Consider the following 25,002-nt stretch of genomic DNA (forward strand, 5'->3'; position numbering starts at 1 on the left):
CAAACGCAGCTTACGCTTTCAGTACGTCCAGCGCCGCTGTGTAGTCTGGTTCGTTGGTGATTTCATTGACCAGTTGGCTGAAAACAACATTGTCATTTTCATCGATAACAACTACGGCACGTGCGGCCAGACCTTTCAGCGGGCCTTCAGCGATTTCAACACCGTAGTTTTTCAGGAATTCTGCGTTGCGCAGGGTGGACAGCGTGATAACGTTGCTCAGACCTTCCGCGCCGCAAAAACGAGAGTGGGCGAATGGCAGGTCGGCCGAAATACACAGTACGACGGTATTGTCGATTTCTGTCGCCAGTTGGTTAAACTTACGTACCGATGCCGCGCAAACGCCAGTATCGATGCTTGGGAAAATATTCAGCACTTTGCGCTTGCCTGCAAACTGGCCCAGCGTAACGTCAGACAGGTCTTTAGCCACAAGGGTAAAAGCCTGAGCTTTGCTTCCAGCCTGAGGAATGGAGCCGGCAACTGCAACCGGGTTGCCCTGGAAATGAACGGTTTGTGACATGGTTATCTTCCTGTTTACATATAGTTAACGTCGAGGCTAGTTTATGCCATCAACAGTTAACACGGCAAACGCTATTTGCGGATATCCGCTTCAGGGACTGCATTAAGGAAAACAAATGAGAACAGTTAAGGTATATGAGGAAGCCTGGCCGCTGCACACTCCCTTTGTCATCGCCCGTGGGAGCAGGACCGAAGCGCATGTGGTTGTCGTCGAATTGACAGAAAATGGCGTCACAGGTATTGGCGAGTGCACACCGTACCCGCGCTACGGTGAAAGCGATGCCTCTGTCCTGGCGCAAATAATGAGCATTGCGCCACAACTGGAAAACGGACTGACGCGTGAAGAGCTGCAAAAGCTGCTGCCAGCAGGGGCTGCGCGAAATTCCGTAGACTGCGCGTTGTGGGATCTAAGTGCGCGTCAACAGCAGAAGTCGCTGGCGGAATTGGTGGGAAGTGAACTGGCGGAGGTGGTGACGACGGCGCAAACCGTAGTGATTGGCTCGCCGGAACAAATGGCTGCGAGCGCGGCTGCGCTGTGGGGAAATGGCGCAAAACTGCTGAAAGTTAAACTGGATGCTCGCTTAATTAGTGAGCGGATGGTTGCCATTCGTGCGGCTGTTCCTGACGCCACGATTATTGTCGACGCCAACGAATCCTGGCGGGCAGAAGGCCTTGCGGCACGCTGTCAGCTGCTGGCTGATTTAGGGGTGGCGATGCTGGAGCAGCCGCTGCCGGCCCAGGATGATGCCGCGCTGGAGAATTTTGTGCATCCGCTGCCCATCTGCGCAGATGAAAGTTGCCACACTCGCAGTAGCCTGAAAGCGCTGCACGGACGCTATGAAATGGTCAATATCAAACTGGACAAAACAGGCGGTCTGACGGAAGCACTGGCGCTGGCAACGGAAGCCCGCGAGCAGGGATTTGCGCTGATGCTGGGCTGCATGCTGTGTACCTCCCGGGCTATTGGTGCGGCGTTACCGCTTACGCCGCAGGTTAACTTTGCCGATCTTGATGGCCCTACGTGGCTGGCCAGCGATGCGGAGCCAGCCCTACATTTTACGACCGGGCAGCTCCATCCCTAGGGTGCCAGCGCAGCAGATTGGACATGGCCAGCAGGTATTTTTCGCTCGCTTCATCCGATGAAATGGGCGGAAATTCGGCGGTTATGCAGTGTAAATTCAGGTCTGCGCACCAGCTCCCAAAAGAGCCGGGCGTTTCATAACCTACGCTGGTGACCAGAGGCAATTCAAACGACTGTGCCAGCCACGAACCCAGCTCGCTGCTTCTGGGATCTTCAATACAGGCCAGTGGATCGTGAAAAGAGACTACCCAGGCGGGATGAATTCGGTGAATAAGCTGACACAACGCCTGGGTTTCTGGTTCCGAACCCGGACTTTCGCCGGTCAACAACACCACATCACGCTCTTCTGCGCTACTGTTCCAGCGATACACCGTTTCTCCCGCTTTCCAGTTTGCGGCGGGAAAATTACGGTTCAGATCGACGCCGTTCGCATTTGCGCGCAGTCCAAGCTGGCAACCGTCAGGGTTTACGGCCAGCACTACATGGTGGCGACGCAAGGAAGGGTTAAGCGTACGCAATGCGCAAGAAAGGGTAACGATCGAGGAGTTTTCGTCGCCGTGCGTTCCCGCCAGTATCAGGCCGCTTTCACGATCGGCTGCCAGTGCAGGAAACCAGATTAGCGGTGCGCCTAACAATGAACGTCCGTAATGTTCGGTTCCAGGTGGGAATGCGCCGCGCTCGGCACGGGGACGGGTAACGGTCATAGTCATCTCTGAATGCTTGGATTGTTACTCGCAGTGTTGTGCAAAATGTATGGATAATCAAATCGTTTTCACACACTTATCTTTTCAGGTGTAATATCACTTTCTTGTCGGAAGTTAATTGCATTTCCTGCTGGCGATACAAATAATTACACATTCACTTAGTAGCCGGAATTGAGGGTATCTTATGCAGCATTCTGTTTCAGTAACCTGTTGTGCGTTGTTGGTTAGCAGCATTTCTTTATCCTGGGCTGCTGATGTTCCCAGCGGAACGGTACTGGCAGAGAAACAAGAACTGGTGCGTCATATAAAAGACGAACCGGCGTCGCTTGATCCGGCAAAAGCCGTAGGGCTGCCTGAAATACAGGTTATTCGTGATCTATTTGAAGGGCTGGTCAACCAGAATGAGAAGGGTGAGATCGTGCCTGGCGTCGCTACCCAGTGGAAGAGTAACGATAACCGCATCTGGACGTTTACGCTGCGTGACAATGCGCAATGGGCGGATGGTACGCCGGTAACGGCGCAGGATTTTGTCTATAGCTGGCAGCGTCTGGTTGACCCAAAAACGCTGTCGCCGTTTGCCTGGTTTGCTGCGCTGGCGGGTATTAATAATGCTCAGGCTATTATCGATGGCAAAGCCACGCCTGATAAACTTGGCGTTAGTGCTGTCGATGCACGGACATTGAAAGTTCAACTAGATAAACCGCTGCCCTGGTTTGCCAATCTGACAGCGAGTTTTGCATTCTATCCGGTACAAAAAGCTAACGTTGAGAGCGGCAAAGAGTGGACCAAACCAGGCAATCTTATTGGTAACGGCGCCTATGTGCTCAAAGATCGCGTCGTGAACGAAAAACTGGAAGTGGTACCAAACACACATTATTGGGACAACGCCAAAACAGTGCTGCAAAAAGTCACCTTCCTGCCGATCAACCAGGAATCAGCTGCCACCAAGCGCTATCTTGCTGGTGATATTGATATCACGGAATCCTTCCCGAAAAATATGTACCAGAAACTGTTGAAGGATATCCCGGGTCAGGTTTACACCCCGCCGCAGCTTGGTACTTATTATTATGCTTTCAATACCCAGAAGGGACCGACCGCCGACTCACGCGTGCGGCTGGCACTCAGCATGACTATCGATCGTCGTCTGATGGCGGAGAAGGTATTGGGTACAGGTGAGAAGCCGGCATGGCATTTTACGCCGGATGTAACGGCAGGATTTGTGCCGGAACCTTCACCGTTTGAGCAAATGAGTCAGGAAGAACTGAACGCGCAGGCAAAAACGCTGCTGCGTGCGGCGGGCTATGGCCCACAGAAACCGCTTAAACTGACGCTGCTGTACAACACCTCAGAAAATCATCAGAAGATTGCTATCGCAGTGGCTTCTATGTGGAAGAAGAACCTCGGTGTTGACGTAAAACTGCAGAATCAGGAATGGAAAACGTATATCGACAGCCGTAATACCGGTAATTTTGATGTGATCCGCGCCTCATGGGTGGGTGACTACAATGAGCCTTCTACGTTCTTGTCGCTATTAACATCGACCCATACGGGCAATATCTCCCGATTTAATGATCCGGCGTACGACAAAGTGTTGACCCAGGCAACTCTGGAGAATACAGAGAAAGCGCGCAATGCCGATTATAACGCCGCGGAGAAAATTCTGATGGAACAGGCACCTATTGCACCGATTTATCAGTATACCAACGGGCGTTTAATTAAACCGTGGCTGAAAGGGTATCCGATTACTAACCCTGAAGATGTGGCCTATAGCCGCACAATGTATATCGTTAAGCACTAACAGAGATAATGGCTGGTGTGATTTTGCACCAGCCATTTTAAGTTTCCGGAGGCTGGTGCTCCCGGCAAATCAGCAACGCATCCTCTTCACTCAATCTCTCTTTCGTCAGATTACAATATCCCTGACCACCCGTTTTTTGGTGGAAGCGACAGCTATGGCAAAGTCCAAAGCCAGGCACATTGTTGGTCCTCTGGATCCCACGTAAAAGTTCAAACAGTAGCTCCTTAAGTACAGTCGCGCGTTCACCCATCGCCGTTTCACCCGCCACCAAAAACGTTGGCGGGAGCAGGGCGTCCAGTAACGTACCGGCTGATTCAGTTAACTGTAAATGTACGCTGCGTTTATCGCGGGCATCCTGCTTACGAACAATCAGTCCTTTGCTTTCTAGCAGCTTCAGCGATTGCGATACGGTGCCTTTGGTGAGGCCAAGGTAGTCCGTTACGCCAAGCGGCGTATTGGAATAACGGTTGCAACGGGCCAGATACATTAACGCGCTGAGTTGTACTGGCTGTAGATCCGCCAGTAAAGGGTGCTGGCGAAACCACATCCTTGTCAGGCTGGAAAGCCGGTCAAGTACGTCGAAAAGTGACATGTCGGGCATAACAAATCCTCCTCGGCATATAGTATCGATTAAAAACTATATTGACAAAGGATAAAAGCAGCGTAGCATGAATTATAGTATCGAATCGATACTATAATTTAAAGGAGATGTATTATGACTAAAGCTCGTTTCTATCATGCAGGTTGCCCGGTTTGTGTTTCCGCAGAACAGACACTTCTGCAGCATTTGTCTGCGGATGTTGAAATCGATGTGGTTCATCTGGGAGAGCAACCTGATCGGGTTGCTGAGGCTGAAGTGGCTGGCGTGAAATCTGTTCCGGCGCTGGTGATTGACGGCAATGTGCTGCATATTAATTTTGGCGCTCCCATTGAAGCGTTGAAATAGCTGGATAGTTCGGGAAGTTGCGTTGGCGATTTCCCGAATATACAAGACGTTGGGGAAGGTAGTGTGATGAAAACGACCGAAGAGTACCACCCGATAGATTGCGATCTTCATGATTATCTGGAAATCGCCTGCATGTACCACTATTGGTTGCGCATTGAACTAACGGATGGCGCATGTTTTGATGCTAAAGCGCTGACGACGTGTACCACCGTGGAAAAAGAAGAATTTCTGGTAGTGGAGCAATCTGAAAACCAGCAAAAAATCCGTCTGGATTGTCTGTCAGCGATCACCGCGCTGACGCCCGGAGCGACGTTTAGCACAGTTAGTTTTCAGCGAGCCTACCGCGGTTAGACTGTATAAATTCGAATGTCGTGCGCCTGGAACGCTGCGGCGTACTCTTTGCTGATGTTGTCCTCTACAACAATCACATCGATATTGCTGCTTTCGGTAACGACATATCGGGCGACGGCTGGGATTTTTTCAGCCGTTAGCGCGACGATAGTTTCATTACATTGTTTAATCACCGCTTTTTTGAACTCACAATCCGCATAATCAAATCCCGTTAAGCCGGATTCAGGCGACATCGCGCAGCCGCCAATAAATCCCTGATCGAATAAAATGTCCTGCACTTGCGCGATGGCGGAAGCTCCCACGCACCCACCTGAAGATCTCTGCACCACGCCACCCAGCATAATGACTTCAAACAGCGGTTTTTTTAGCAAAACGGCGGCAATCTCCGGTGAATTTGTCACCACGGTTAACGCCAGTTCGGCGGGCAGAGCTTCTGCCATTGCCAGATTGGTGCTACCCGTGTCGATAAAAATACAGCTTCCAGATTTGACCAGTCGGGCACATCTCTGCGCGATGTTGCTCTTTTTGGCTACATTAATACTCTTGCGTACGTCGATGTCTTCGGATTCAGGGAGTGTAATGACCGCGCCACCATAAACTTTTTTACACACGCCATCTTTGCTCAATTCATGCAAATCACGACGAATTGTATGTTCAGAAACGCCTAATCGGTTAGCGAGTTCAGAACAAATGACCCTGCCGTTTTCTTGCAGGATCTGAAAGATAAGCGCCTGGCGCTGTTCCGGGAATGCGGCGTAATCGAGCATAGATACTCCAGGTGAAATAAACATCGAGCAATAGAGTGCATGATCGTGCATTATGATTAACGATGTCAACATCCCTTACAGGGGCTGTACTATTCTGGATACAACGGGAAGAGGTTCGCTATGAAGATTGCGCATATGGCGTTATGGACACAGGATCTCGAGCAGCAAGCTCGCTTCTGGGTCTCGTTTTTTGACGGCAAGATCAACGAGAAATACCGCAGTAAAACCAATCCTGGTTTTGAATCTTATTTTGTCAAAATTGGCGAGGAAATTGCGATTGAGTTAATGACCAAACCGGGTCTTATCGGGCAGCAATCTGACAATAATCGTTGCGGATGGGTACACCTCGCCATTTCTGTTGGCGGCAATGAAAATGTTGATGCCATTGCATTGCAAGCGCAGGAACAGGGGATATTAGTCTCAGGTCCGCGCACTACTGGCGATGGTTATTACGAAGCGGTGATAAAAGATCCTGACGGCAATTTAATCGAGATTGTGGCGTAAGTCTTCATTCAGTTACCTGCAAATAAAGAGTACCTGCTGCTCATTATTGATGAGCACAGCTCATAAGTTTGTCCTTCTTTTCCTCTCTAATCACCGACACGTCGAGTCTCTATAATTTTACTGTTTTCAGCCCCCGGTGGTGCAATGTTGCCACCGTTTTGGAGAGTCGGATATGCAATACCAACTGAATGTCAGACAACAGGCAATCATTCCCATTGCGGCATTCACTGCCACAGGACAGATGGAAAAGTTGGACGTCGCGCTCAACGCCGGACTGGATGCAGGACTCACGCTCAATGAAGTAAAAGAGATCCTGCTACAGCTCTACGCATACTGCGGTTTCCCTCGCAGCCTGAACGGTCTGTCCTGCTTTATGTCGGTGGTGAAAAGTCGAAGCGAGAAAGGGCTTTCAGACGACGAAGGTAGAACGGCCACGCCGCCACCTGCAGACTGGAACAGTGTTCAGGCTGGGAGCCTAACTCAGACGCAACTGGTTGGACAGCCTGTAAGCGGTCCGCTGTTTGACTTTGCACCCGCTATTGATGTCTGGCTTAAAGCACATCTGTTTGGCGATATTTTTCAGCGAGATGTACTTGACTGGCAGGACCGTGAATGGGTGACCGTTTCGGCGCTGGCCGTTCTGGGCGGCGTTAACAGCCAGCTGAAAAGCCATTTTGCGATATGCCTTAACATCGGGATCCTCCCTGAGCAACTCAGTGAGTTTATTACGATACTCGAACAGCACTGTGGAGCCGGGATTGGGGAAAATGCCCGTACGGTTCTTGATGAATGTCTGGTATGAACACCGCGGACATTATCCATACTGGAGTCACTATGAACGAACAATTTGATGGTAACAGCGTCTTTCCACGTGGAGAGAAAAATGAAGCGTATGCGAAGTATTTCACTGGCGACAGCTATCTGACCATGCTCTCCATGGAAGGCGTGGTAATTGGCAATGTCGCATTTGAACCGGGTTGTCGTAACTTCTGGCATGTTCATCATGAGGGTGGACAAATATTGCTGGTGACCGGTGGCAGAGGCTGGTATCAGGAGTGGAATAAACCGGCACGTGAGCTGAAAACCGGCGATGTCGTGCACATTCCGGCGGGAATGAAACACTGGCACGGCGCCGCGCGTGATAGTTGGTTTGCCCATATCGCCTTGGAAATCCCGGCCCCTGGCGCGTCGAACGAATGGCTGGAACCGGTTAGCGACGCTGAGTACAACCTGCTGCCCTGAACTATGCTGGTTCTGGTAACACCTAATCCCTGAGGAGATCTCAATGGTCATGAATGTGAAGGGTTATGCTGCTCTGGCGGTGAAAGAAGATTTAGTCCCCCATAATTTTGTTCGTCGCGATCCGCGTGAAGATGATGTGGTTATCGATATTTTATACAGCGGTGTATGCCACTCGGATATTCACAACGCCTACAACGATTGGGGCGGTGCTAAATATCCGATGGTACCAGGGCATGAGATCATTGGCCGCGTGGTGCATGTTGGTAAGTCGGTAACAAAATTCAAAGTGGGCGATCTCGCAGGGGTCGGCTGCATGGTTGATTCGTGTCAACACTGTAGCGCCTGCGAGCAGGGGCTAGAGCAGTATTGCGAAGAAGGTAACACGCTAACGTATAACGATATCGACCGTCATGACGGTCTGCCTACTTTCGGCGGCTATTCTGACAAAATTGTCGTTACCGAAAAGTTTGTGGTGAAGGTCCCTGAAGGGATCGATTTACGCGGTGCGGCGCCGCTGCTTTGCGCCGGGATCACAACATGGTCGCCTCTGCGCCACTGGCAGGTAGGCGAGGGCAGTAAAGTCGCGGTTGTCGGTCTGGGTGGACTCGGGCATATGGCAATCAAACTTGCAAATGCGCTGGGCGCGGAAGTTACGCTGTTTACGCGTTCACCGGGCAAAGAAGCTGATGCCAGACGTTTGGGTGCCAGTCACGTTGTGCTTTCCACTGACAGTGAACAGATGAAAGCGACAGCGAATCAGTTTGATCTGATTATCGATACTGTGCCCTACGTTCATGACCTGAACCCTTATATCCCAACCCTGGCGCTAAGCGGTACGCTGGTGCTGGTTGGTTATCTTGGTGCGTTGGATCCGTTGCTGAATACGGTTCCCCTGATCCTTGGGCGTAGATCCGTGGCGGGTTCAGTTATCGGCGGTATTGCCGAAACGCAGGAGATGATGGATTTTTGCGGTCAGCATGGTATTACCGCCGATGTTGAAGTGATCGATATTCAGGATATTAATCGTGCCTGGCAGCGGATGTTGAAAAGCGATGTGAAATACCGCTTTGTAATTGATATTGCCTCATTGAAATAAGTACGAAAAAGACGCGGATTTCCGCGTCTTTTCTTTTGTTAGTGTGTCGATGGCGATGCTTCAGGATTATCCATATACAGCGTCTGGCTGGGGAATGCAAAGTCGGCACCGTTTGCCTGGACTATCGTGATAATCTTTAAATAAACGTCTTGCTGTACCGCGAGCCATTCCTTCCAGACGGTGGTTTTCGTGAAGCAATACACCATGATATTCAACGATGAATCGGCAAATTCATTAAAATAGACCAACAGAGTTTGTTTCTGGTCTATTCCAGGATGGTTTTGCAGCATTTCTCTGACCGACTCGACAACGGCACCGACTTTATCGGCATCCTCATATCGTAACCCGATCACCGTTTTAATTCGCCGGTTGGTCATGCGCCCTGGGTTTTCTACGCTGATGGAGGAGAAAATCGAGTTTGGCACATACAACGGACGATGGTCGAAGGTGTTTATTTTAGTCATTCGCCAGCCAATTTCTGCTACCGTGCCTTCAATATTGCGGTCCGGGGAGCGGATCCAATCGCCTATGCTAAACGGTCTGTCGAAATAGAGCATAATGCCTGAGAAAAAGTTGCTCAGAATATCTTTCCCCGCCATACCCACTGCGATACCGCCAATACCGCCAAAGGTTAACAGACCGGATAAGCTCATACCGAAGTGTTCGCCATACAGTAAAATGATGGCAACCACGATGGTAATCTTGATGATACGCGACAGGATCCTCGCGCTGGTGATATCTCTGCCTTTATTAATCTGCGTCTTTTCAAACTGATTAATCACCAGAAAAAGTTTGATGGTCAGGATCAACGCAATCAACGAGGTGCAGATAAAGTCGACCACGCTGGGGGAGATAAATTTCAGGCTGTAACTTTCGATAACGTTATTAGCAATGCTGCCAAACGTCCCAATGATAATGGCATAGACAAAAAATTGTGCGGCATGAAATATGAATCCTTTGCAGCGACGCTCTCCACGATGATACCAGACGCTCATCAGGACCAGCGCGGCACAGCAGCTAAGAATTACCGTCAAATTAAACGCATTATTCATAAACAGTTCAGCGATCATGATTCTTCCTGGCAACTCCGTGTTAGCTAAATATCATCTGACATCCTAATCCCCAGATATTTTACTCAGTTAAGGCGGTCAGATCATTAATCAAAAGGAGAGATAAATAATGCAATCAGCGCTATTTTCAGCGAAATAGCGCTGACGTCAACCCTGCATGCGGTTTATGTAGCAGACAGTCAGTTGATGTCATGGTATTGTTAGCGCAAAGTAACAAGGTTTTTCATTTGCAAAAGGACAGTACTATGATCATGGCTAAGCTGAAAACAGCGAAGGGACGGAAGTTTCTGTTGTGCCTGCTTGGAGTGTTTATTATCGCAGCGTCGGTCGTGACGCGAGCGACGATCGGTGGCGTTATTGAACAATATGACATTCCGCTATCCGACTGGACCGCTTCAATGTACGCCATTCAATCTGCAATGATTTGTGTCTACAGCATGGTGTTTACGATTCTGTTGGCTATCCCGCTTGGTATCTATTTCCTCGGCGGTGAGGAGCAACACTAGGCGTTTAAAATGCCGGATGATATCGCCATCCGGCATTTCATTGTGTGGTTAATCGTCTTCTTCGTCGTCCAGTTCAACTGGCGTCTGATATTCATCCGGCTTGATGACCAGCAGGTCACAGCGTAGATGATCGATAACCTGTTCCGCGGTATTACCAAGAAACGCAGCAGAAATACCGGTACGTCCGACGGTCCCCAATACCACAATACCCGCCTGCAAGTGCTCGGCTAAATCAGGAATGACCTCTTCAGGTAAGCCTTTTTCAACGTGCGTCACTTTCTCATCAATACTGAATTTCTGGCGTAGCGCCTTCATGGCCAGCAGATGCTGTCCACGGATTGCGTCGTTATAAACGCTGGGATCAAATTCAGGCAGTTCAATCGCGATGTTGATTGGTGTGACAGGGTAGGCGCCAACCAGATGCACTTCGGTATGGTTAACCTGTTCTGCAAGCTGTAGCGTCTCTTTGACCAGTTTTTCATTGAGCGCGTTGTGATAAGCCTCTTCACTGGCGAGGTTTACGGCAACCAGTGCTTTACCCCCTTCAGGCCATGGCTGGTCTTTCACCATCCATACCGGACTTGGACATTTACGCAATAAATGCCAGTCGGTTGGCGTAAATATTACGGCTTCGAGGCGGTCGTGTTGGTGCGCCATCTTGAGGACCAGATCATGCCTGGCACTGATGACTTCCTGGATGATGGCTTCAAAGGGTCGGTTATGCCAGACCACTTTAATCTCCAGAGGGATCCCTGCTTCGATGTAGTATTTCGCTTGTTCACGTATCCATGCAGTTCGCTGGCTGATGACCCCCTGACGCATTGCCGTACGCTCATCAGGCGACAGCAGGGTAGTCATTTCATAGGAAAAGTCATAGATCGGCAAAAAGGCTTTAATTTTGCCACCAATCCGTTGATGCAAATAAACAGCTCGCCGTAATGCTGGTTGATCGTCCTGGTTAGGGTCGATGACGACCAGCATATTTTTATACATAGCCATACAGGGTCTCCTTACAACTGTCATCGCAGTTTGTAACTAAAAGAGTAACCCAATAATGTGGTTTGAAACAGGGGAGAACCTCTAGCCAGATCAATAAATTGGGGAAATCTCCAGCTTTTATCTACATCCCGCTCAATTTAAACAATTTTTCTCAGCCTGTAGTGCACCGAATCTTCCGCTCGCTTTGGCAGTAATGCGCTGTAAATTTAAAAAAACTCATCAAGCATCAAGTGAAACTGCAATTTTTTCTCGTCGGGTTGAGGAATGCCATATTGTTGAAAAAACCTGTTTTGCAGTGAATGTGAAAATTCACCGAGGCAGTTCCAGAGAATAGCGAGATCCTGGTATTGATCGGCGATGCCAACTCGTCCCACATCAAGACACCCCACTATTTCATCATTACAAAAAATAATGTTATCCAGTGAAAAGTCACCGTGAGTAACAACAGGAACAGATGAGAAGGGCAAAAGAGTGTGCATCTTTTTCCAGACCTGTTCAACAGAACAGCCATTGCGTCCATCATCAAAATCTTCGGCATCAACAAGATTATTTTTCATCCGGTTTTGTGCCAGTGTGAGACGAAATTGGTGATTGCTGTTAAAGGGGCAGTTATTTACTGGAATGGCATGTAACCGACGCAAAAATGTCGCCAAAGCATCAACAATATCATCACTCATATCAGGGTGATCTTCTAACATCTGGAAGGCAGTTTTCCCTGGTATTGCCGTGGTGAGTAGCAATACTACGTCAGGCGTTCGGGAAAAATGCTTAACGTTTGGCAGCGGGATGTAATCTTTCAACCAGATGAGCCTGACCATTTCATCCGTAATATCATTGGCAACGCTACCGTTACCTTGCTTCAGATATAATTCAGGGGCATCCACTTTGTCGTAAAGTCGGTAGATGGCAGCACCAGATTGACCGACATGGTCGCGTGCCCATTTATAGCCATCAAGCTCATGGTCCAGGCTTGAGTTTAATTGCAAACGCGCGCAGGTGCTTTCCCTGTGAATATGATTCATAACATTCCTTTGTCTGAGTATGGATAAACGGCGGGTGCACACATTACAAGTTGATTATTAAAACAGGGAATAACCTCCTGCCAGATCAATAAATCGGGAAAATTTAGCGATTTGACAGAAGGATAACAGAGAGGCTTGCGGAAAGATTACGCAACGTTACGCGTGTGGCCGGCAAGAACTGCCAGCGCGTCGCTGTTCTCAATAGTGATATATTTGCCTTTCACCGCCAGCATGCCGCTTTTCTGGAAACGACCCAGCAGGCGGCTGATGGTTTCAACCGTCAGACCGAGGTAGTTACCGATGTCGCCACGGGTCATGGTCAGGCGGAATTCACGAGGCGAGAACCCACGCTGGGCGAAGCGACGAGACAGATTGTAGATAAAGGCCGCCAGGCGCTCTTCAGCGTTTTTCTTCGACAGCAACAGGATCATATCCTGGTCGCCTTTGATTTCGCCACTCATCAGACGCATCATCTGCTGACGCAGGTTCGGCATCTTACCGGACAGGTCATCAAGGGTTTCGAAAGGAATTTCGCATACCATTGAGGTTTCCAACGCCTGAGCAAAGCTCGGGTGATGGCCGCTGCCAATGGCGTCAAAACCTACCAGGTCACCCGCCAGATGGAAACCGGTAATTTGCTCATCGCCTTGTTCGGTAATGGTATAGCTTTTTATCGTTCCGGAGCGGATAGCGTAGAGTGATTTAAGCTCATCACCTGCTTTAAAGAGCGTCTGCCCTTTTTGGATAGGCTTTTTGCGCTCGATGATGTTATCGAGCTGGTCAAGCTCATGCTCGTTAAGTGTGAACGGGATGCAAAGCTGGCTGATGCTGCAATCCTGGCAATGGATAGCACAACCGCCAGACTGAATGCGCCGTATAATTCGCTTTTCCGGGATCATAGGTCTGCTCAAGCCGTAATTGATATTTGTCAATTTTTACATCTTTTTGGTGAGCACGTAAGCCTGAGCTACTCCCAATAGAGAATAATTCAGGCATAACTGGAGCGAATGTTTGTATCTGCTTGATTAACCACACTTAATCTGGGGCCGCATTATGCGGAAGTGTGATGAATAAGGCATTAATTGCCTGGAATCTAGAGTAGCAAATAACCTTCGTGGCGCAATAACCACTCTTTTCGTTGTACACCGCCGGCATATCCGGTCATGGTGCCGTTACGTCCAATGACGCGATGACAGGGGACCACAATGCTTACTGGATTGGAGCCATTAGCAGCGCCGACGGCTCTTGCAGCGCCGGGGCGCCCCAACTGTTCGGCCAACTGACCATAATGCATGACCTGCCCGCAGGGGATAGTGCGTAATGCTTGCCAGACTTCACGCTGGAAAGGCGTCCCAGCGGTTGCCGTTTCCAGCGTGTCAATTATGCTGAGGTTTCCGGCAAAATACTCAGAGAGTTTGTCGCTTAATCCACCAGGATTTTTGGCGGTAATGCGCTGATAACCTTCTGTACGGTAATGAATATCAAGCAATTGTGCCATGCGATCGCTGTGCTGATCCCATTCCACTGCGCGCAGGCGAAATTGCTCATCACAAATAACCCACAGCGGGCCCAGCGGCGTGTCGATGGTGTCTTCCAGTAAGTTAAGCATCCGTTTCTCTCATTACAGCATTCAGGCGAGGCTACACATTATCACGCCAGTGACCGTCGCAGCTATACCCCTAAAAACGGATATCAATTTGTCGTGAGTAGGTCGGTTCAGCGCGGAGGGTCCGGTTAATTATTGGAAATAACCGTAAACCGTTACCGGTATAGTTGTCGGTATAATAGTGCGCGGTTATGATAATGCTCGTCGCAATACGCTGGAGGATGAAACATGAACCTTGATGATGCATCGCTGTTTCTTGACGCTATGGGGGATGTTCAACCGCTGAAAAAACATGCCGATGTGCACTGGCAGCCCATGCGCAATCTTCGCACTCCGGCGCGTATTGATACGCTTCAACTGGATAATTTTCTCTCGACGGGATTTCTCGATATTGTCCCGTTGAATGTGCCGCTTGAGTTTCGTCGCGAAGGTTTACAGAACGGCGTGACTGACAAGCTGCGAAACGGAAAATACCCGCAGCAGGCGAGCCTTAATCTTATTCGCCAACCTGTTGAAACATGTCGCCAGATGCTCTTTAGCTTTATTCTGCAGGCGCAGCAGGAAGGGTTGCGTAACGTGTTGGTGATACACGGCAAGGGACGTGACGATAACTCCCATGCCAATATTGTTCGCAGCTACGTGGCGCGCTGGTTGACGGAATTTGACGACGTGCAAGCATACTGCGCCGCACTGCCGCATCACGGCGGCAGCGGGGCATGTTATGTGGCATTGCGTAAAACCGCACAGGCAAAACAGGACAACTGGGAGCGTCACGCTAAACGCAGTCGCTGAACGACGTAAACATCAGGCGGCCAGCACTCTGTTCCTGCCTTCGTTCTTGGCTTTGTACAACGCGTCGTCAACGCGTTTGAATAACTCATCGATGCTTTCATTTGTTTCGTGCCGAGCTACGCCAATGCTGACGGTAAAGCGGGGAAGGCCAGGGAGAGTCACTTTGGCCACTGTCGCCCGTATCACTTCTGCGAGATTGAGGGCAATATCTAACGAGGTTCGCGGCAGCAGCAGCACAAATTCTTCACCTCCCCAGCGAAAAATCAGATCGTCCTTTCTTGCACAAGATTCCAGTGTGCGTGCCAGAGCGCAAAGTACCTCATCACCTTTTAAATGACCAAAAAGATCGTTAATGCTTTTAAAGCGATCGGTGTCGATCAACAGCAGGCTGTAATCCTGTGTCAATGACATCGCGTGGGTCTGTTCCGGCTCGGTTACCTGATAAAAATGTCGGCGGTTAAGCAATCCCGTTAAGGCGTCACGCAGGGCCGCACGCTCAAGCTCCTGTTCCAGCCGCTTTTGCTCGGTAATATCATGAATAATGCACAACATGAGCTTATTACCGTAGATTTCGATTGGCCCGGCGTAGGTTTGTACGTGACGGGATGTGCCGTCTGCCAGTTTATGCACAAAATGCAAAGGCTTATGGCCACCGGGAAGATGGGCGATTTCATGCATCACCGGGAGTATATGACGGCCCAGCGTATTGATTTCCCATGTATGTTTCTGGCACATCGTATCATGGCTATAGCCATAAAAATTTAGCGCACTGAGATTTGCATCAACGATCAGCCCATCACGGGACGGATCGATAAGCAACATTGGGGCCGAGTTGGTCTGGAAAAAACGCGCGTAAAATCCCTGTTTTTTTCGCTGATAATTCGCTGAACGGCTCGCTTTCAGACCTTGCGAAGTCGGTGTTTCAATGCCTTCGAAAAGAATGACGTCACCTGATTCCGGCAGAGAGCGGATGGACAGGCGGCTGGCCATCGCGACGTCTTCACCTTCGCGGCAAACCGTAAGGATTTCTACAATGTCGTGATGATTTCTCAAATCGCTGAGATACATGGTTAAATCATTCTGGGCATGAGTTGAAAATATGCCCTTGCGGAGTAGAGAAAAGCAGGGGGACTGCATCAGTTCCCGTGCAACGGTATTAGCGAACACCAGTTCTTCGGTATGCGGCGAAACAATCCACACCGGCAGGGTTAATAAATCCAGTGAATGCAGCTCGGTTGTGCTCATCGATAATCCCGTTATCTTTATCTGCTGTGTTGCCCGTTTAATGGCATCTGTTTTTATATTACAGTCTCATAATGTTATTGATTGTTGAGGAGACAAAGACTGTACGATTCGCTGCTGCTTAATGTTGCTTTCCGTTGGAATCAATTCATGGATCTGATGCGCAGGCAACGGTTTTGCAAACAAGAAACCTTGCAGCACACCACATCCCATCTGGGTCAGGAGTATTTCCTGCTCCTGGGTCTCTATTCCTTCAGCCACCACTTGCATATTCATGGAGTGGGCTATGTCAATAATAGTAGACACAATCTTTGTATTTTTGCTGTTCTCGCTGATATCTTTAACAAATACTCTGTCAATTTTTAATTCCCGTGCCGGAAGAGACTTCAACATCAATATATTTGAATAACCGGTACCGAAATCATCAATAGAAACGGTGATCCCTAAAGCTGAAAATGCATTTAAGACTTCAGCGCTACGTTTTAAATTTTTAAGTGCTGTACTTTCAGTCAATTCCAGCGTGAGATATGCAGGTGACAGTTGATATTGTGCAAGGGCGCTGCAAACCACATCAACGATGTCATGTTGTTCAAACTGGGAAGGGGAAAGATTAACGGCGAGGGTCCATTCCGCATGGCCCTGTAACTTCCATTGATGTAACTGCTGGCATGCCTGCTGGATAACCCATTTCCCGACCGGAATGATAAGGCCTGTTTCTTCCAGCGCAGGCAGAAACTCTGCGGGTAACAGCATGCCGCGTTCCGGGTGATGCCAGCGTAATAACGCTTCAAAACCGGTCAGGGAATGATCTCCGGCGGTGTATTTGGGTTGGTACCAAAGCTCAAATTGATCGTGTTCCAGTGCTTGTGACAGTTCCTGTAAAAATGTCGGCGGTGTATCGGCGATAGCTTCCATTTCCGGGCTATAAATAGCCCAACCGTTTCTGCCAGCCTGTTTGACATGATACATCGCCATATCAGCCTTTACTTTTAACTCATGCAACGTGGAACCATGTTCAGGATAAATACTGCTTCCCGCACTTAACGAAACCCGAATGGTGTACCCAAACAGCGTGAAAGGATCACCAATCGCAGCCGCAATCCGGGTCAGCAGAGCGGTGATATCCTCTTTATTACAGTCAGGAACCAGAAGAATAAACTCATCTCCCCCCAGCCTCGCCAGCGTCATGGTGTCATCAAGGCAGCTGTAGATTCGCTGCGTACTGGCGATCAGCAACTGATCGCCGATGTGATGTCCCCAGGTATCGTTAACGACTTTGAAGCGATCGAGATCGATGAATACCAGAGCAAATTGATGCTGATGCAGTTTGGAATGCTGCAGACAGGCCTGTAAGCAGGCATCTATCTGTGTGCGATTGGCAAGTCCAGTAAGTGCGTCGAAGTGGACCTGATGCTCAAGCTGGCAGTTAAGTTGATGTAAGTTGTCTGCAAGTCGGGAGGTACGCAGTTGCGAATCCACCATCGACACCACCAGCATGATACCCAAAATAACCAGCGTGACGGCGCAGACCCAGACTGAGAGTTCCAGTGTGCTGAGTCCATTGTGTACCGTGTGTCCAAAATGGGTGAATGTTGCCGCTCCCATCCCGGTGTAATGCATAGAGGCAATCGCCAGCGCCATAATAAGGGCGGCGACAAGCCGATTGATCAGGGCTCGACGGGTATTTTGGCGTAAATGAAACGCCAGCCACAAACCTACACCAGATGCAACGATGGCAATCATCACTGAGAGCAGTATCAGCGAATGACTCCATAGGATGGCAACATGCTCAATGATGGCATACATGCCAACGTAGTGCATGGTGACGACACCGGCGCTTAATATTCCTGTGGCTACGACTAATCGTTTTGTTGAAAGCGTATTACCGGAAATGGCGATATTAATGGCGAGAGTTGCAGAAATGAGCGCAATAAAGAAAGAAAATGCCGTGAGCGAAAAATGGTAATTGATCGGCATACTCATTTTCATGGCCAGCATACCGATAAAATGCATTGACCAAATACCCATCCCTAGCGTAGCCCCGCCAGACAGGCGCCAGAAGGTTGATTCACGTCGATTGGAGATTGCCACCTTGCCCGCACTATCGAGAGCAATAAAAGAGGCAATAAACGCGACAACAAAGGAAATCCCAATCAATACAGGGTCCCACGACACGTTCAACATCATACTACCTATCGAAAAAAAGCCGTGGTAATAAATCTAGCAGGTTTTGTCCAGTTAACATGATAAAACCGGGAATGTTCTTATGTTTTTACACTGGTATTAGAGGAAACAGGAAGATAGTGAAAATAACGAGCCATTACTTATATAAACATTCACCAAATTTATAGTTCTGTGTGTTTTATGCTCTCCATGTGCTTGTCATCACAATAACCTGATGACTGGCATCATCACAGCCATTTGATGGAATAAAACACTGAACTAACAGGAATAAAAGGTGTAATTTCTTGCCTTAAGTAAAAGGATTGCAGGCTCTCATTGAAAGTTCAGCTTTCGTCGCAGAGCAATGGCATTCTGCATTGCAGGTGCTATAAAAAATAATATCTACATAATTTCTTAGTGCACAGGACTAAAATGTTAAATGATATTAGCGTCAGAACCTTCATTATTTTATTTCTGCTCATTTCGGCAGTTGCTCTCAATATTGTTGAGATGATTTTCTCGGCCGCGCCGGAAATTATAATTGGTACAAATGTGGTAAGCGTTATTTCTATATTATGCTTATGGTGGTATATGACGAAATACCTGGTCATGCCGATCAATACGGTAAAAAGGAGCATTGAGGAAGTGACGTCTGGGAATCTGGCGATCAGTATTCCTGAGTTTGGTAATAATTGTGCAGGTAGACTAATACCGGGCATCAATAGTTTATCGAGTAATATTTCAACACTCGTTAATGAGATCAGAACATCCTCACAAACGGCGATGGCGCTCTCTGAACAGCTTGCGGAACGCAGCGCCGAGCTTTCAGTGAAAACGGAACAACAATCCGGAGCATTGATGCAGACGGCTGCTAATATGGATGAGATAGCCGTTAATACGCGAAATAATGCTGACAACACGCAAATCGCCAGCGTCCAGGCAACAGTTGCCACGCAATGCGCCATTCAGGGTGGCGAATTAATGGTGCAGGTTGCGACAAATATGCGTTCAATCACCGAATGTGCACAGCAGATGACGGAAATTATTACGCTAATTGATGGTATCGCATTCCAGACAAATATTCTGGCATTGAATGCTGCCGTGGAAGCGGCGAGGGCCGGTGAACATGGCAAAGGTTTTTCCGTGGTGGCCGGTGAGGTCAGAATGCTTGCACACCGAAGTGCGGATGCTGCTAAGAATATTAAGCAGCTGATTGCGCAAACCCATCAAAATGTTCAGCAAGGTGCAGCTATTGTGCGTGAAGCAGAAAAAAATATGCATGATATTGTCGGTGGTGCCGGTCAATTAAACCAACTGATGGGCGAGATATTAACCACTACACAGGAGCAGGAGAAAGGAATTATCAGAATTACTCATGCACTGGCCGAACTGGAGAATGTAACCCAAAGTAATGCCATTATGGTTGATGAGCTTTCTGATTCCTCAGGTATCCTGAAAAACCAGGTGATTGATCTCCAGTCGCGAACACATAAATTTCGCTTAAGTAACGCTCTTGAGTCAGCGAGATGGCAGCGGGCTTAACCGGGTATCTCGAAGCAAGCGTCGTATTCGTTAGCGCTTTTCCTGTTATCAGAGACTTTTATGAATCATTTCAGCACAATGGGACAATGAGATATTGCTTAACATATTCTGACAGCTAGACTAACGAAAAAGGCTGAATGTTTGTGGAGGCGCTGTGGAAGCCATTAAGGGAAAGGATGTTAATGTGCCGGATGCCGTGTTTGCCTGGCTGCTGGATGGTCGAGGTGGCGTAAAACCGCTGAGCGATAATGATGTAATTGATAGTCAGCATCCCTGCTGGCTACACCTTAATTACACTCATCCTGAAAGCGCCCAATGGTTGGCGACAACACCTCTTCTTCCCAACAATGTGCGTGATGCGCTGGCGGGCGAAAGCACCCGACCACGCGTAAGCAAAGTAGGGGAAGGTACCTTGATCACGTTGCGCTGTATTAACGGCAGCACCGACGAGCGTCCTGACCAACTTGTGGCGATGCGTTTATATATGGATGAACGTCTGATTGTCTCAACCCGCCAGCGCAAAGTGCTGGCACTGGATGATGTGGTCAGCGATCTCCAGGAAGGGACAGGACCGGCTGATTGTGGCAGTTGGCTGGTGGATGTGTGTGATGCGCTAACCGACCATGCCAGCGAATTTATCGAACAGCTGCACGACAAGATTATTGATCTGGAAGATAACCTGCTCGATCAGCAGATCCCACCGCGTGGTTTTTTGGCTTTACTGCGTAAGCAGCTAATTGTGATGCGCCGTTATATGGCACCACAGCGTGATGTCTATGCCCGTCTGGCGAGTGAACGTTTACCCTGGATGACCGACGACCATCGGAGACGGATGCAGGATATCGCTGACAGGCTGGGGAGAGGGCTGGATGAAATAGACGCCTGTATTGCCCGGACCGGTATTATGGCGGATGAAATTGCGCAGGTGATGCAGGAGTCTCTGGCTCGCCGAACGTATACAATGTCATTGATGGCTATGGTTTTTCTTCCCAGCACATTTTTAACTGGGCTTTTCGGCGTTAACCTCGGCGGTATCCCCGGCGGTGGTTGGCAGTTTGGTTTCTCACTTTTTTGTATTCTGTTAGTGGTCCTGATTGGTGGTGTTACTTTATGGTTGCACCGTAGTAAATGGTTGTAACAACAACGTTTTTTAGTGGATTTTGCGCATGAAAACGTCCTGATTTTTGAGCGAAGTCAATAAACCATCTACCTATTCGGGGCAATATCTCTCTCGCAGGTGAATGCAACGTCAAGCGATGGGCGTTGCGCTCCATATTGTCTTACTTCCTTTTTTGAATTACTGCATAGCACAATTGATTCGTACGACGCCGACTTAGATTAGTCGGCTTTTTTTTGCCTGCAGGAAATCAGCGTCTACCCTAAAAGAGTCAACCTGAATGACTGGAGGGGTATATGACCTGTCTGATTGCAACGTCGAACACTGATTCGCTACCGACCGATCCGGTTCCCATTCCCGATCCCATACCTCGTCCGCAGCCCATGCCGGATCCGCCGCCGGATGAAGAACCGATTAAATTGTCGCATCACGGGCACAGATCTGCGAGGATACGCGCCTGCTGAATGTGAGTTTTTACCGCGAGATTAAATTGTGACCGCTTTTTCAACCCTGAATGTTTTACCTGCTGTTCAACTCGAGAATCTTAACGAGCTGGGCTATCTTGAAATGACGCCTGTTCAGGCTGCTGCGTTACCGGCAATCCTGGCGGGTAAAGATGTTCGCGTGCAGGCTAAAACCGGCAGTGGCAAAACGGCTGCTTTTGGTCTTGGGCTATTACAGCATATTGATGCCGCGCTGTTTCAGACGCAGTCTCTGGTACTGTGCCCAACGCGCGAGCTTGCCGACCAGGTGGCGGGTGAACTGCGTCGTTTAGCGCGCTTCCTGCCAAACACCAAGATCTTAACGCTGTGCGGTGGGCAACCTTTTGGCGCACAGCGTGACTCCCTGCAACATGCACCACATATTATTGTTGCCACACCGGGTCGTTTACTTGACCACCTGCAAAAAGGCACCGTTTCTCTGGATACCCTGAATACGCTGGTTATGGATGAAGCCGACCGCATGCTGGATATGGGCTTTAGCGATGCGATTGATGATGTCATTCGCTTTGCGCCTGCGTCACGTCAGACTTTGCTGTTTTCCGCAACCTGGCCGGAAGCCATTGCTGCTATCAGTGGCCGGGTACAGCAAAATCCATTAACGATTGAAATTGATACGGTCGATGCGTTACCGGCGATTGAACAGCAGTTTTTCGAAACCTCCAGCCACGGAAAAATTCCGCTGCTGCAAAAGCTACTCAGCCAGCATCAACCTGCATCGTGCGTGGTTTTTTGTAACACCAAAAAAGATTGTCAGGCCGTTTGTGATGCACTGAATGCGGCAGGGCAAAGCGCACTGTCATTACATGGCGACCTGGAACAGCGCGATCGCGATCAGACGCTGGTTCGTTTTGCCAACGGTAGCGCGCGCGTCCTGGTCGCAACCGATGTGGCTGCACGTGGCCTGGATATCAAATCACTTGAGCTGGTAGTTAACTTCGAACTGGCGTGGGATCCGGAAGTCCACGTCCACCGTATCGGACGAACTGCGCGTGCCGGCAACAGCGGTCTGGCGATTAGCTTCTGTGCGCCGGAAGAAGCGCAGCGTGCCAACATTCTTTCTGAAATGCTGCAACTGAAGCTGAATTGGCTAACTGCGCCAGTTAACGGCTCAATCCTGCCGCTGGAAGCAGAGATGGCGACGTTATGCATTGATGGCGGTAAAAAAGCGAAAATGCGTCCTGGCGATGTTCTGGGGGCTCTGACCGGTGACATTGGCCTGGATGGCGCTGATATCGGCAAAATTACTGTTCATCCGGCACACGTCTATGTCGCCGTCCGCCAGAACATAGCGCACAAGGCGTGGAAGCAATTACAAAACGGTAAGATTAAAGGCAAGACTTGCCGGGTCCGGTTATTGAAATAACTACCCGTTGGGGCGCCTGATGGCGCTCCGCTTATCAGGCCTACAGGCGCTTATGCACGTTGTAGGCCTGACAGACGCTTACTTCACTTCCACCACGTTCAGGCGTAATTCATTCAGTTGAGCATCATCTTCTTCTGGCTGCCAGCCCGCAGGCTGCAGCGGGATCTCTTCACGATCGAACGCTAAATCACCGCCGTTCACAACCTCTGAGCCGTGCTTAATGCCTTTAAAATCGAACAGATTGATATCGCTCAGATGTGAAGGTACAACGTTTTGCATTGCGCTGAACATGGTTTCAATGCGGCCTGGATAGCGTTTGTCCCAGTCACGCAGCATGTCGGCAATGACCTGACGCTGCAGGTTAGGCTGTGAGCCGCACAGATTGCACGGAATAATCGGGAAACCTTTCGCCTCGGAGAAACGCTCGATATCTTTCTCACGGCAGTAAGCCAGCGGGCGGATCACGATGTGCTTACCGTCATCACTCATCAGCTTCGGCGGCATGCCTTTCATTTTCCCGCCGTAGAACATGTTTAAAAACAGCGTTTGCAGGATGTCGTCGCGATGGTGGCCGAGCGCAATCTTGGTGGCACCTAACTCGGTTGCCGTACGGTACAGAATGCCGCGACGCAGGCGAGAGCAGAGCGAGCAGGTCGTTTTGCCTTCAGGGATTTTGTCTTTGACGATCCCGTAAGTGTTTTCTTCAACAATTTTATACTCAACGCCCAGCTGTTCCAGATACTCTGGCAGAATGTGCTCCGGGAAACCGGGTTGTTTTTGATCGAGATTAACCGCAACTAAGGAAAAACTGATCGGGGCGCTTTGCTGCAAATTACGCAGGATCTCCAGCATGGTATAGCTGTCTTTCCCGCCGGAAAGGCACACCATAATGCGATCGCCGTCTTCAATCATATTGAAATCGGCAATGGCTTCGCCCACGTTACGACGCAGACGTTTTTGCAATTTGTTCAGGTTGTATTGTTCTTTCTTGCTAATATCTTGATTTTGCGACATTTAATAGAGGCTCAATTCATAGTGTGGCATCAGAAGAGTATGCATCACGCCGGATAGTCCGGCAAAAGAAGTCTGATATAAAAACTGTGGCGTGTATGGTACGGATAAGCGGGAAAAATGTCAGCACATTTAGGACAGGAATCGAGGGGGATAAGGCGTAGAAACAAAAAGCCCGCAACGATGTGCGGGCCAGAAAGCTTAGCGGACTACCAGTACCGAACACTCCGCGTGACGCACTACCGCCGCGGCGTTAGAGCCCAGCAGGTAGGTGGTGATGTCAGGTCGGTGTGAGGCAATAATGACCATATCAGCCGGTAATTTTTTAGCGATCTCCAGAATCTTGTCTTTCGGCGCACCTTCTGCGACATGAACGTGCACTCGGTCCGTTGGGATATTGAACTTCTTGATAATCTCTTCCAGTTGAGATTTCGCTTCGGCTTTCAGATCGTCCATGGCCGGTAACTCTGCCGAGTAGGCCAGTCCCAGGGAAGCGTAATAGGGCAATGACGGAATGACGGTCAAAAAATGAACCTGTGCATCGTCGATCTTTGCTTCTGCTTCAACATGGGCAATAACGCGTTGAGTTAATTCTGAGTCTGAAATATCGATGGGTACAAGAATCGTTCTGTTCATAAAACCTCCTGTTTAAGTATCCACGTAAAGCTTACCGCGTAATGGCACTTTATGTACAATGACAACGATCACATTTTGGCATCACTTTATTTTGATTTCAGGAAATTTGCCTTTTATTACCCCATCGTAAAATCGGCCTTTAGAGACCACGATCAGGAAATCACGAAAAATACGGGCAGGGACCTGCTGATATTGCAGCGTAGCCAACTGGTGAAAGCGAATTTCTAGCGTGCAAGAGGATTCGTCATATCCGATGGATGCAATACGGGATGATTTTACAGGATGATGATTCATTGCAGGTATCCTCTACTACAGACCTTAATGCAAGATATCATCTATCAGAGATGTGTTTTAACGCAACAGATATAATGTTTTGAATGAGATAAAACAGAGTTACACAGAAAATAAGGATAGCCCGCCGTTGC

At 49.1% G+C, this 25,002-nt stretch carries 28 protein-coding genes; 14 read left to right on the forward strand and 14 right to left on the reverse strand.

From position 1 onward, the window contains the following. Positions 1–10 precede the first annotated feature (10 nt). On the reverse strand, positions 11–517 hold the full coding sequence (gene tpx / locus JQN59_RS11245; RefSeq protein ID WP_003020437.1) for a thiol peroxidase: 507 nt from the start codon (positions 515–517) through the stop codon (positions 11–13). Between the two features lie 115 nt (positions 518–632). Between tpx and ycjG the strand changes: the two genes are divergently transcribed. Next, on the forward strand, positions 633–1,598 hold the full coding sequence (ycjG, locus tag JQN59_RS11250) for an L-Ala-D/L-Glu epimerase (protein WP_149607282.1): 966 nt from the start codon (positions 633–635) through the stop codon (positions 1,596–1,598). On the opposite strand, the gene mpaA is transcribed toward ycjG, so the two are convergent. Then, positions 1,573–2,301 carry a murein tripeptide amidase MpaA gene (mpaA, locus tag JQN59_RS11255; RefSeq protein WP_048216283.1) on the reverse strand — a complete coding sequence of 243 codons (729 nt, stop codon included), beginning with the start codon at positions 2,299–2,301 and terminating at the stop codon, positions 1,573–1,575. The two genes, ycjG and mpaA, sit on opposite strands and share 26 nt — an antisense overlap. Before the next feature lie 184 nt (positions 2,302–2,485). Here mpaA and mppA point away from each other — a divergent pair, with 184 nt between their 5' ends. After that, positions 2,486–4,099 (forward strand): murein tripeptide ABC transporter substrate-binding protein MppA, encoded by a 1,614-nt coding sequence (mppA, locus tag JQN59_RS11260; protein WP_008784907.1) that lies wholly within the window; start codon positions 2,486–2,488, stop codon positions 4,097–4,099. A 37-nt stretch (positions 4,100–4,136) separates the two neighbouring features. Here the strand turns inward: mppA and JQN59_RS11265 are convergent, their stop codons facing one another. After that, positions 4,137–4,700: a MarR family winged helix-turn-helix transcriptional regulator gene (locus JQN59_RS11265; RefSeq protein WP_128317132.1), complete on the reverse strand. Its 564-nt coding sequence runs from the start codon at positions 4,698–4,700 to the stop codon at positions 4,137–4,139. Positions 4,701–4,814: 114 nt separating this feature from the next. Here JQN59_RS11265 and JQN59_RS11270 point away from each other — a divergent pair, with 114 nt between their 5' ends. Both JQN59_RS11270 and JQN59_RS11275 read left to right on the forward strand, forming a co-directional pair. Then, complete coding sequence (locus JQN59_RS11270) at positions 4,815–5,045, forward strand: glutaredoxin family protein (RefSeq protein WP_008784905.1); 231 nt, start codon at positions 4,815–4,817, stop codon at positions 5,043–5,045. Between the two features lie 66 nt (positions 5,046–5,111). Then, positions 5,112–5,396 (forward strand): Rho-binding antiterminator, encoded by a 285-nt coding sequence (locus tag JQN59_RS11275; protein WP_149607281.1) that lies wholly within the window; start codon positions 5,112–5,114, stop codon positions 5,394–5,396. Here the strand turns inward: JQN59_RS11275 and JQN59_RS11280 are convergent. Then, positions 5,393–6,163: a DeoR/GlpR family DNA-binding transcription regulator gene (locus JQN59_RS11280; protein ID WP_149607280.1), complete on the reverse strand. Its 771-nt coding sequence runs from the start codon at positions 6,161–6,163 to the stop codon at positions 5,393–5,395. The genes JQN59_RS11275 and JQN59_RS11280 overlap by 4 nt on opposite strands. A 120-nt stretch (positions 6,164–6,283) precedes the next feature. Here JQN59_RS11280 and JQN59_RS11285 point away from each other — a divergent pair, with 120 nt between their 5' ends. From JQN59_RS11285 to JQN59_RS11300, 4 genes are all read left to right on the forward strand, one after another. Then, entirely contained in the window at positions 6,284–6,667 is a 384-nt protein-coding gene (locus JQN59_RS11285; RefSeq protein ID WP_048223950.1) for a VOC family protein, read from the forward strand. Between the two features lie 172 nt (positions 6,668–6,839). Next, a complete protein-coding gene (locus JQN59_RS11290; RefSeq protein WP_239484223.1) occupies positions 6,840–7,469 on the forward strand; it encodes a carboxymuconolactone decarboxylase family protein in 630 nt (209 codons plus the stop codon). A 32-nt stretch (positions 7,470–7,501) separates the two neighbouring features. Next, the gene (locus JQN59_RS11295; RefSeq protein WP_149607278.1) at positions 7,502–7,909 is read left to right on the forward strand and encodes a cupin domain-containing protein; all 408 of its coding nucleotides are present in this window, start codon (positions 7,502–7,504) and stop codon (positions 7,907–7,909) included. A gap of 43 nt (positions 7,910–7,952) precedes the next feature. Continuing rightward, positions 7,953–9,005 carry an NAD(P)-dependent alcohol dehydrogenase gene (locus JQN59_RS11300; protein ID WP_126957483.1) on the forward strand — a complete coding sequence of 351 codons (1,053 nt, stop codon included), beginning with the start codon at positions 7,953–7,955 and terminating at the stop codon, positions 9,003–9,005. Between the two features lie 38 nt (positions 9,006–9,043). Here the strand turns inward: JQN59_RS11300 and JQN59_RS11305 are convergent, their stop codons facing one another. Next, positions 9,044–10,075 carry a mechanosensitive ion channel family protein gene (locus tag JQN59_RS11305; RefSeq protein ID WP_003843943.1) on the reverse strand — a complete coding sequence of 344 codons (1,032 nt, stop codon included), beginning with the start codon at positions 10,073–10,075 and terminating at the stop codon, positions 9,044–9,046. A 245-nt stretch (positions 10,076–10,320) separates the two neighbouring features. Here JQN59_RS11305 and JQN59_RS11310 point away from each other — a divergent pair, with 245 nt between their 5' ends. Continuing rightward, a complete protein-coding gene (locus JQN59_RS11310; RefSeq protein WP_003020403.1) occupies positions 10,321–10,581 on the forward strand; it encodes a DUF2534 family protein in 261 nt (86 codons plus the stop codon). A gap of 48 nt (positions 10,582–10,629) precedes the next feature. Here the strand turns inward: JQN59_RS11310 and uspE are convergent, their stop codons facing one another. The 4 genes from uspE to ogt all read right to left on the reverse strand — a co-directional run bounded on the left by uspE (position 10,630) and on the right by ogt (position 14,211). Continuing rightward, on the reverse strand, positions 10,630–11,580 hold the full coding sequence (uspE, locus tag JQN59_RS11315) for a universal stress protein UspE (RefSeq protein WP_003833229.1): 951 nt from the start codon (positions 11,578–11,580) through the stop codon (positions 10,630–10,632). A gap of 206 nt (positions 11,581–11,786) precedes the next feature. Then, on the reverse strand, positions 11,787–12,602 hold the full coding sequence (locus JQN59_RS11320) for an APH(3')-I family aminoglycoside O-phosphotransferase (RefSeq protein ID WP_149607277.1): 816 nt from the start codon (positions 12,600–12,602) through the stop codon (positions 11,787–11,789). A gap of 146 nt (positions 12,603–12,748) precedes the next feature. After that, the gene (fnr, locus tag JQN59_RS11325) at positions 12,749–13,501 is read right to left on the reverse strand and encodes a fumarate/nitrate reduction transcriptional regulator Fnr (RefSeq protein ID WP_003020397.1); all 753 of its coding nucleotides are present in this window, start codon (positions 13,499–13,501) and stop codon (positions 12,749–12,751) included. Positions 13,502–13,695: 194 nt separating this feature from the next. Continuing rightward, on the reverse strand, positions 13,696–14,211 hold the full coding sequence (ogt, locus tag JQN59_RS11330) for a methylated-DNA--[protein]-cysteine S-methyltransferase (RefSeq protein WP_048216289.1): 516 nt from the start codon (positions 14,209–14,211) through the stop codon (positions 13,696–13,698). 225 nt (positions 14,212–14,436) lie between these two features. Between ogt and smrA the strand changes: the two genes are divergently transcribed. Next, positions 14,437–15,000 (forward strand): DNA endonuclease SmrA, encoded by a 564-nt coding sequence (gene smrA / locus JQN59_RS11335; protein ID WP_048216290.1) that lies wholly within the window; start codon positions 14,437–14,439, stop codon positions 14,998–15,000. 12 nt (positions 15,001–15,012) lie between these two features. Here smrA and JQN59_RS11340 read toward each other — a convergent pair whose 3' ends face one another. Together JQN59_RS11340 and JQN59_RS11345 are read right to left on the reverse strand one after the other, a co-directional pair. Next, positions 15,013–16,245, reverse strand: a complete 1,233-nt coding sequence (locus JQN59_RS11340) for a GGDEF domain-containing protein (RefSeq protein WP_149607276.1) — start codon at positions 16,243–16,245, stop codon at positions 15,013–15,015. A 66-nt stretch (positions 16,246–16,311) separates the two neighbouring features. Further along, positions 16,312–18,426 (reverse strand): putative bifunctional diguanylate cyclase/phosphodiesterase, encoded by a 2,115-nt coding sequence (locus JQN59_RS11345; RefSeq protein WP_111465508.1) that lies wholly within the window; start codon positions 18,424–18,426, stop codon positions 16,312–16,314. Between the two features lie 411 nt (positions 18,427–18,837). Here JQN59_RS11345 and JQN59_RS11350 point away from each other — a divergent pair, with 411 nt between their 5' ends. From JQN59_RS11350 to dbpA, 4 genes are all read left to right on the forward strand, one after another. Further along, positions 18,838–19,947, forward strand: coding sequence for a methyl-accepting chemotaxis protein (locus JQN59_RS11350; RefSeq protein ID WP_032943572.1), 1,110 nt, complete (start codon positions 18,838–18,840; stop codon positions 19,945–19,947). 154 nt (positions 19,948–20,101) lie between these two features. Further along, positions 20,102–21,085, forward strand: coding sequence for a zinc transporter ZntB (zntB, locus tag JQN59_RS11355; RefSeq protein WP_149607275.1), 984 nt, complete (start codon positions 20,102–20,104; stop codon positions 21,083–21,085). A gap of 275 nt (positions 21,086–21,360) precedes the next feature. Continuing rightward, positions 21,361–21,528, forward strand: coding sequence for a proline-rich small protein YnaL (gene ynaL / locus JQN59_RS27175; protein ID WP_095533097.1), 168 nt, complete (start codon positions 21,361–21,363; stop codon positions 21,526–21,528). A gap of 28 nt (positions 21,529–21,556) precedes the next feature. After that, positions 21,557–22,930 carry an ATP-dependent RNA helicase DbpA gene (gene dbpA, locus JQN59_RS11360; RefSeq protein ID WP_149607274.1) on the forward strand — a complete coding sequence of 458 codons (1,374 nt, stop codon included), beginning with the start codon at positions 21,557–21,559 and terminating at the stop codon, positions 22,928–22,930. 78 nt (positions 22,931–23,008) lie between these two features. On the opposite strand, the gene ttcA is transcribed toward dbpA, so the two are convergent. The 3 genes from ttcA to JQN59_RS11375 form a co-directional block, all read right to left on the reverse strand. Next, the gene (gene ttcA, locus JQN59_RS11365; RefSeq protein WP_149607273.1) at positions 23,009–23,944 is read right to left on the reverse strand and encodes a tRNA 2-thiocytidine(32) synthetase TtcA; all 936 of its coding nucleotides are present in this window, start codon (positions 23,942–23,944) and stop codon (positions 23,009–23,011) included. Positions 23,945–24,142: 198 nt separating this feature from the next. Then, positions 24,143–24,577 (reverse strand): universal stress protein UspF, encoded by a 435-nt coding sequence (gene uspF, locus JQN59_RS11370; protein WP_003833207.1) that lies wholly within the window; start codon positions 24,575–24,577, stop codon positions 24,143–24,145. 81 nt (positions 24,578–24,658) lie between these two features. Beyond that, entirely contained in the window at positions 24,659–24,871 is a 213-nt protein-coding gene (locus JQN59_RS11375; protein ID WP_103015385.1) for a KTSC domain-containing protein, read from the reverse strand. Positions 24,872–25,002: the final 131 nt, after the last annotated feature.

The sequence above is a fragment of the Citrobacter sp. B72 genome, assembly GCF_016894305.1.
GTDB classification, from domain to species: Bacteria; Pseudomonadota; Gammaproteobacteria; order Enterobacterales; family Enterobacteriaceae; genus Citrobacter; species Citrobacter portucalensis.

Coding starts and splice junctions, on each gene's coding strand:
- tpx (WP_003020437.1), bottom strand. CDS start 517: ATGTCACAAACCGTTCATTTCCAGGGCAACCCGGTTGCAGTTGCCGGC.
- ycjG (WP_149607282.1), top strand. CDS start 633: ATGAGAACAGTTAAGGTATATGAGGAAGCCTGGCCGCTGCACACTCCC.
- mpaA (WP_048216283.1), bottom strand. CDS start 2,301: ATGACCGTTACCCGTCCCCGTGCCGAGCGCGGCGCATTCCCACCTGGA.
- mppA (WP_008784907.1), top strand. CDS start 2,486: ATGCAGCATTCTGTTTCAGTAACCTGTTGTGCGTTGTTGGTTAGCAGC.
- JQN59_RS11265 (WP_128317132.1), bottom strand. CDS start 4,700: ATGCCCGACATGTCACTTTTCGACGTACTTGACCGGCTTTCCAGCCTG.
- JQN59_RS11270 (WP_008784905.1), top strand. CDS start 4,815: ATGACTAAAGCTCGTTTCTATCATGCAGGTTGCCCGGTTTGTGTTTCC.
- JQN59_RS11275 (WP_149607281.1), top strand. CDS start 5,112: ATGAAAACGACCGAAGAGTACCACCCGATAGATTGCGATCTTCATGAT.
- JQN59_RS11280 (WP_149607280.1), bottom strand. CDS start 6,163: ATGCTCGATTACGCCGCATTCCCGGAACAGCGCCAGGCGCTTATCTTT.
- JQN59_RS11285 (WP_048223950.1), top strand. CDS start 6,284: ATGAAGATTGCGCATATGGCGTTATGGACACAGGATCTCGAGCAGCAA.
- JQN59_RS11290 (WP_239484223.1), top strand. CDS start 6,840: ATGCAATACCAACTGAATGTCAGACAACAGGCAATCATTCCCATTGCG.
- JQN59_RS11295 (WP_149607278.1), top strand. CDS start 7,502: ATGAACGAACAATTTGATGGTAACAGCGTCTTTCCACGTGGAGAGAAA.
- JQN59_RS11300 (WP_126957483.1), top strand. CDS start 7,953: ATGGTCATGAATGTGAAGGGTTATGCTGCTCTGGCGGTGAAAGAAGAT.
- JQN59_RS11305 (WP_003843943.1), bottom strand. CDS start 10,075: ATGATCGCTGAACTGTTTATGAATAATGCGTTTAATTTGACGGTAATT.
- JQN59_RS11310 (WP_003020403.1), top strand. CDS start 10,321: ATGATCATGGCTAAGCTGAAAACAGCGAAGGGACGGAAGTTTCTGTTG.
- uspE (WP_003833229.1), bottom strand. CDS start 11,580: ATGGCTATGTATAAAAATATGCTGGTCGTCATCGACCCTAACCAGGAC.
- JQN59_RS11320 (WP_149607277.1), bottom strand. CDS start 12,602: ATGAATCATATTCACAGGGAAAGCACCTGCGCGCGTTTGCAATTAAAC.
- fnr (WP_003020397.1), bottom strand. CDS start 13,501: ATGATCCCGGAAAAGCGAATTATACGGCGCATTCAGTCTGGCGGTTGT.
- ogt (WP_048216289.1), bottom strand. CDS start 14,211: ATGCTTAACTTACTGGAAGACACCATCGACACGCCGCTGGGCCCGCTG.
- smrA (WP_048216290.1), top strand. CDS start 14,437: ATGAACCTTGATGATGCATCGCTGTTTCTTGACGCTATGGGGGATGTT.
- JQN59_RS11340 (WP_149607276.1), bottom strand. CDS start 16,245: ATGAGCACAACCGAGCTGCATTCACTGGATTTATTAACCCTGCCGGTG.
- JQN59_RS11345 (WP_111465508.1), bottom strand. CDS start 18,426: ATGTTGAACGTGTCGTGGGACCCTGTATTGATTGGGATTTCCTTTGTT.
- JQN59_RS11350 (WP_032943572.1), top strand. CDS start 18,838: ATGTTAAATGATATTAGCGTCAGAACCTTCATTATTTTATTTCTGCTC.
- ynaL (WP_095533097.1), top strand. CDS start 21,361: ATGACCTGTCTGATTGCAACGTCGAACACTGATTCGCTACCGACCGAT.
- ttcA (WP_149607273.1), bottom strand. CDS start 23,944: ATGTCGCAAAATCAAGATATTAGCAAGAAAGAACAATACAACCTGAAC.
- uspF (WP_003833207.1), bottom strand. CDS start 24,577: ATGAACAGAACGATTCTTGTACCCATCGATATTTCAGACTCAGAATTA.
- JQN59_RS11375 (WP_103015385.1), bottom strand. CDS start 24,871: ATGAATCATCATCCTGTAAAATCATCCCGTATTGCATCCATCGGATAT.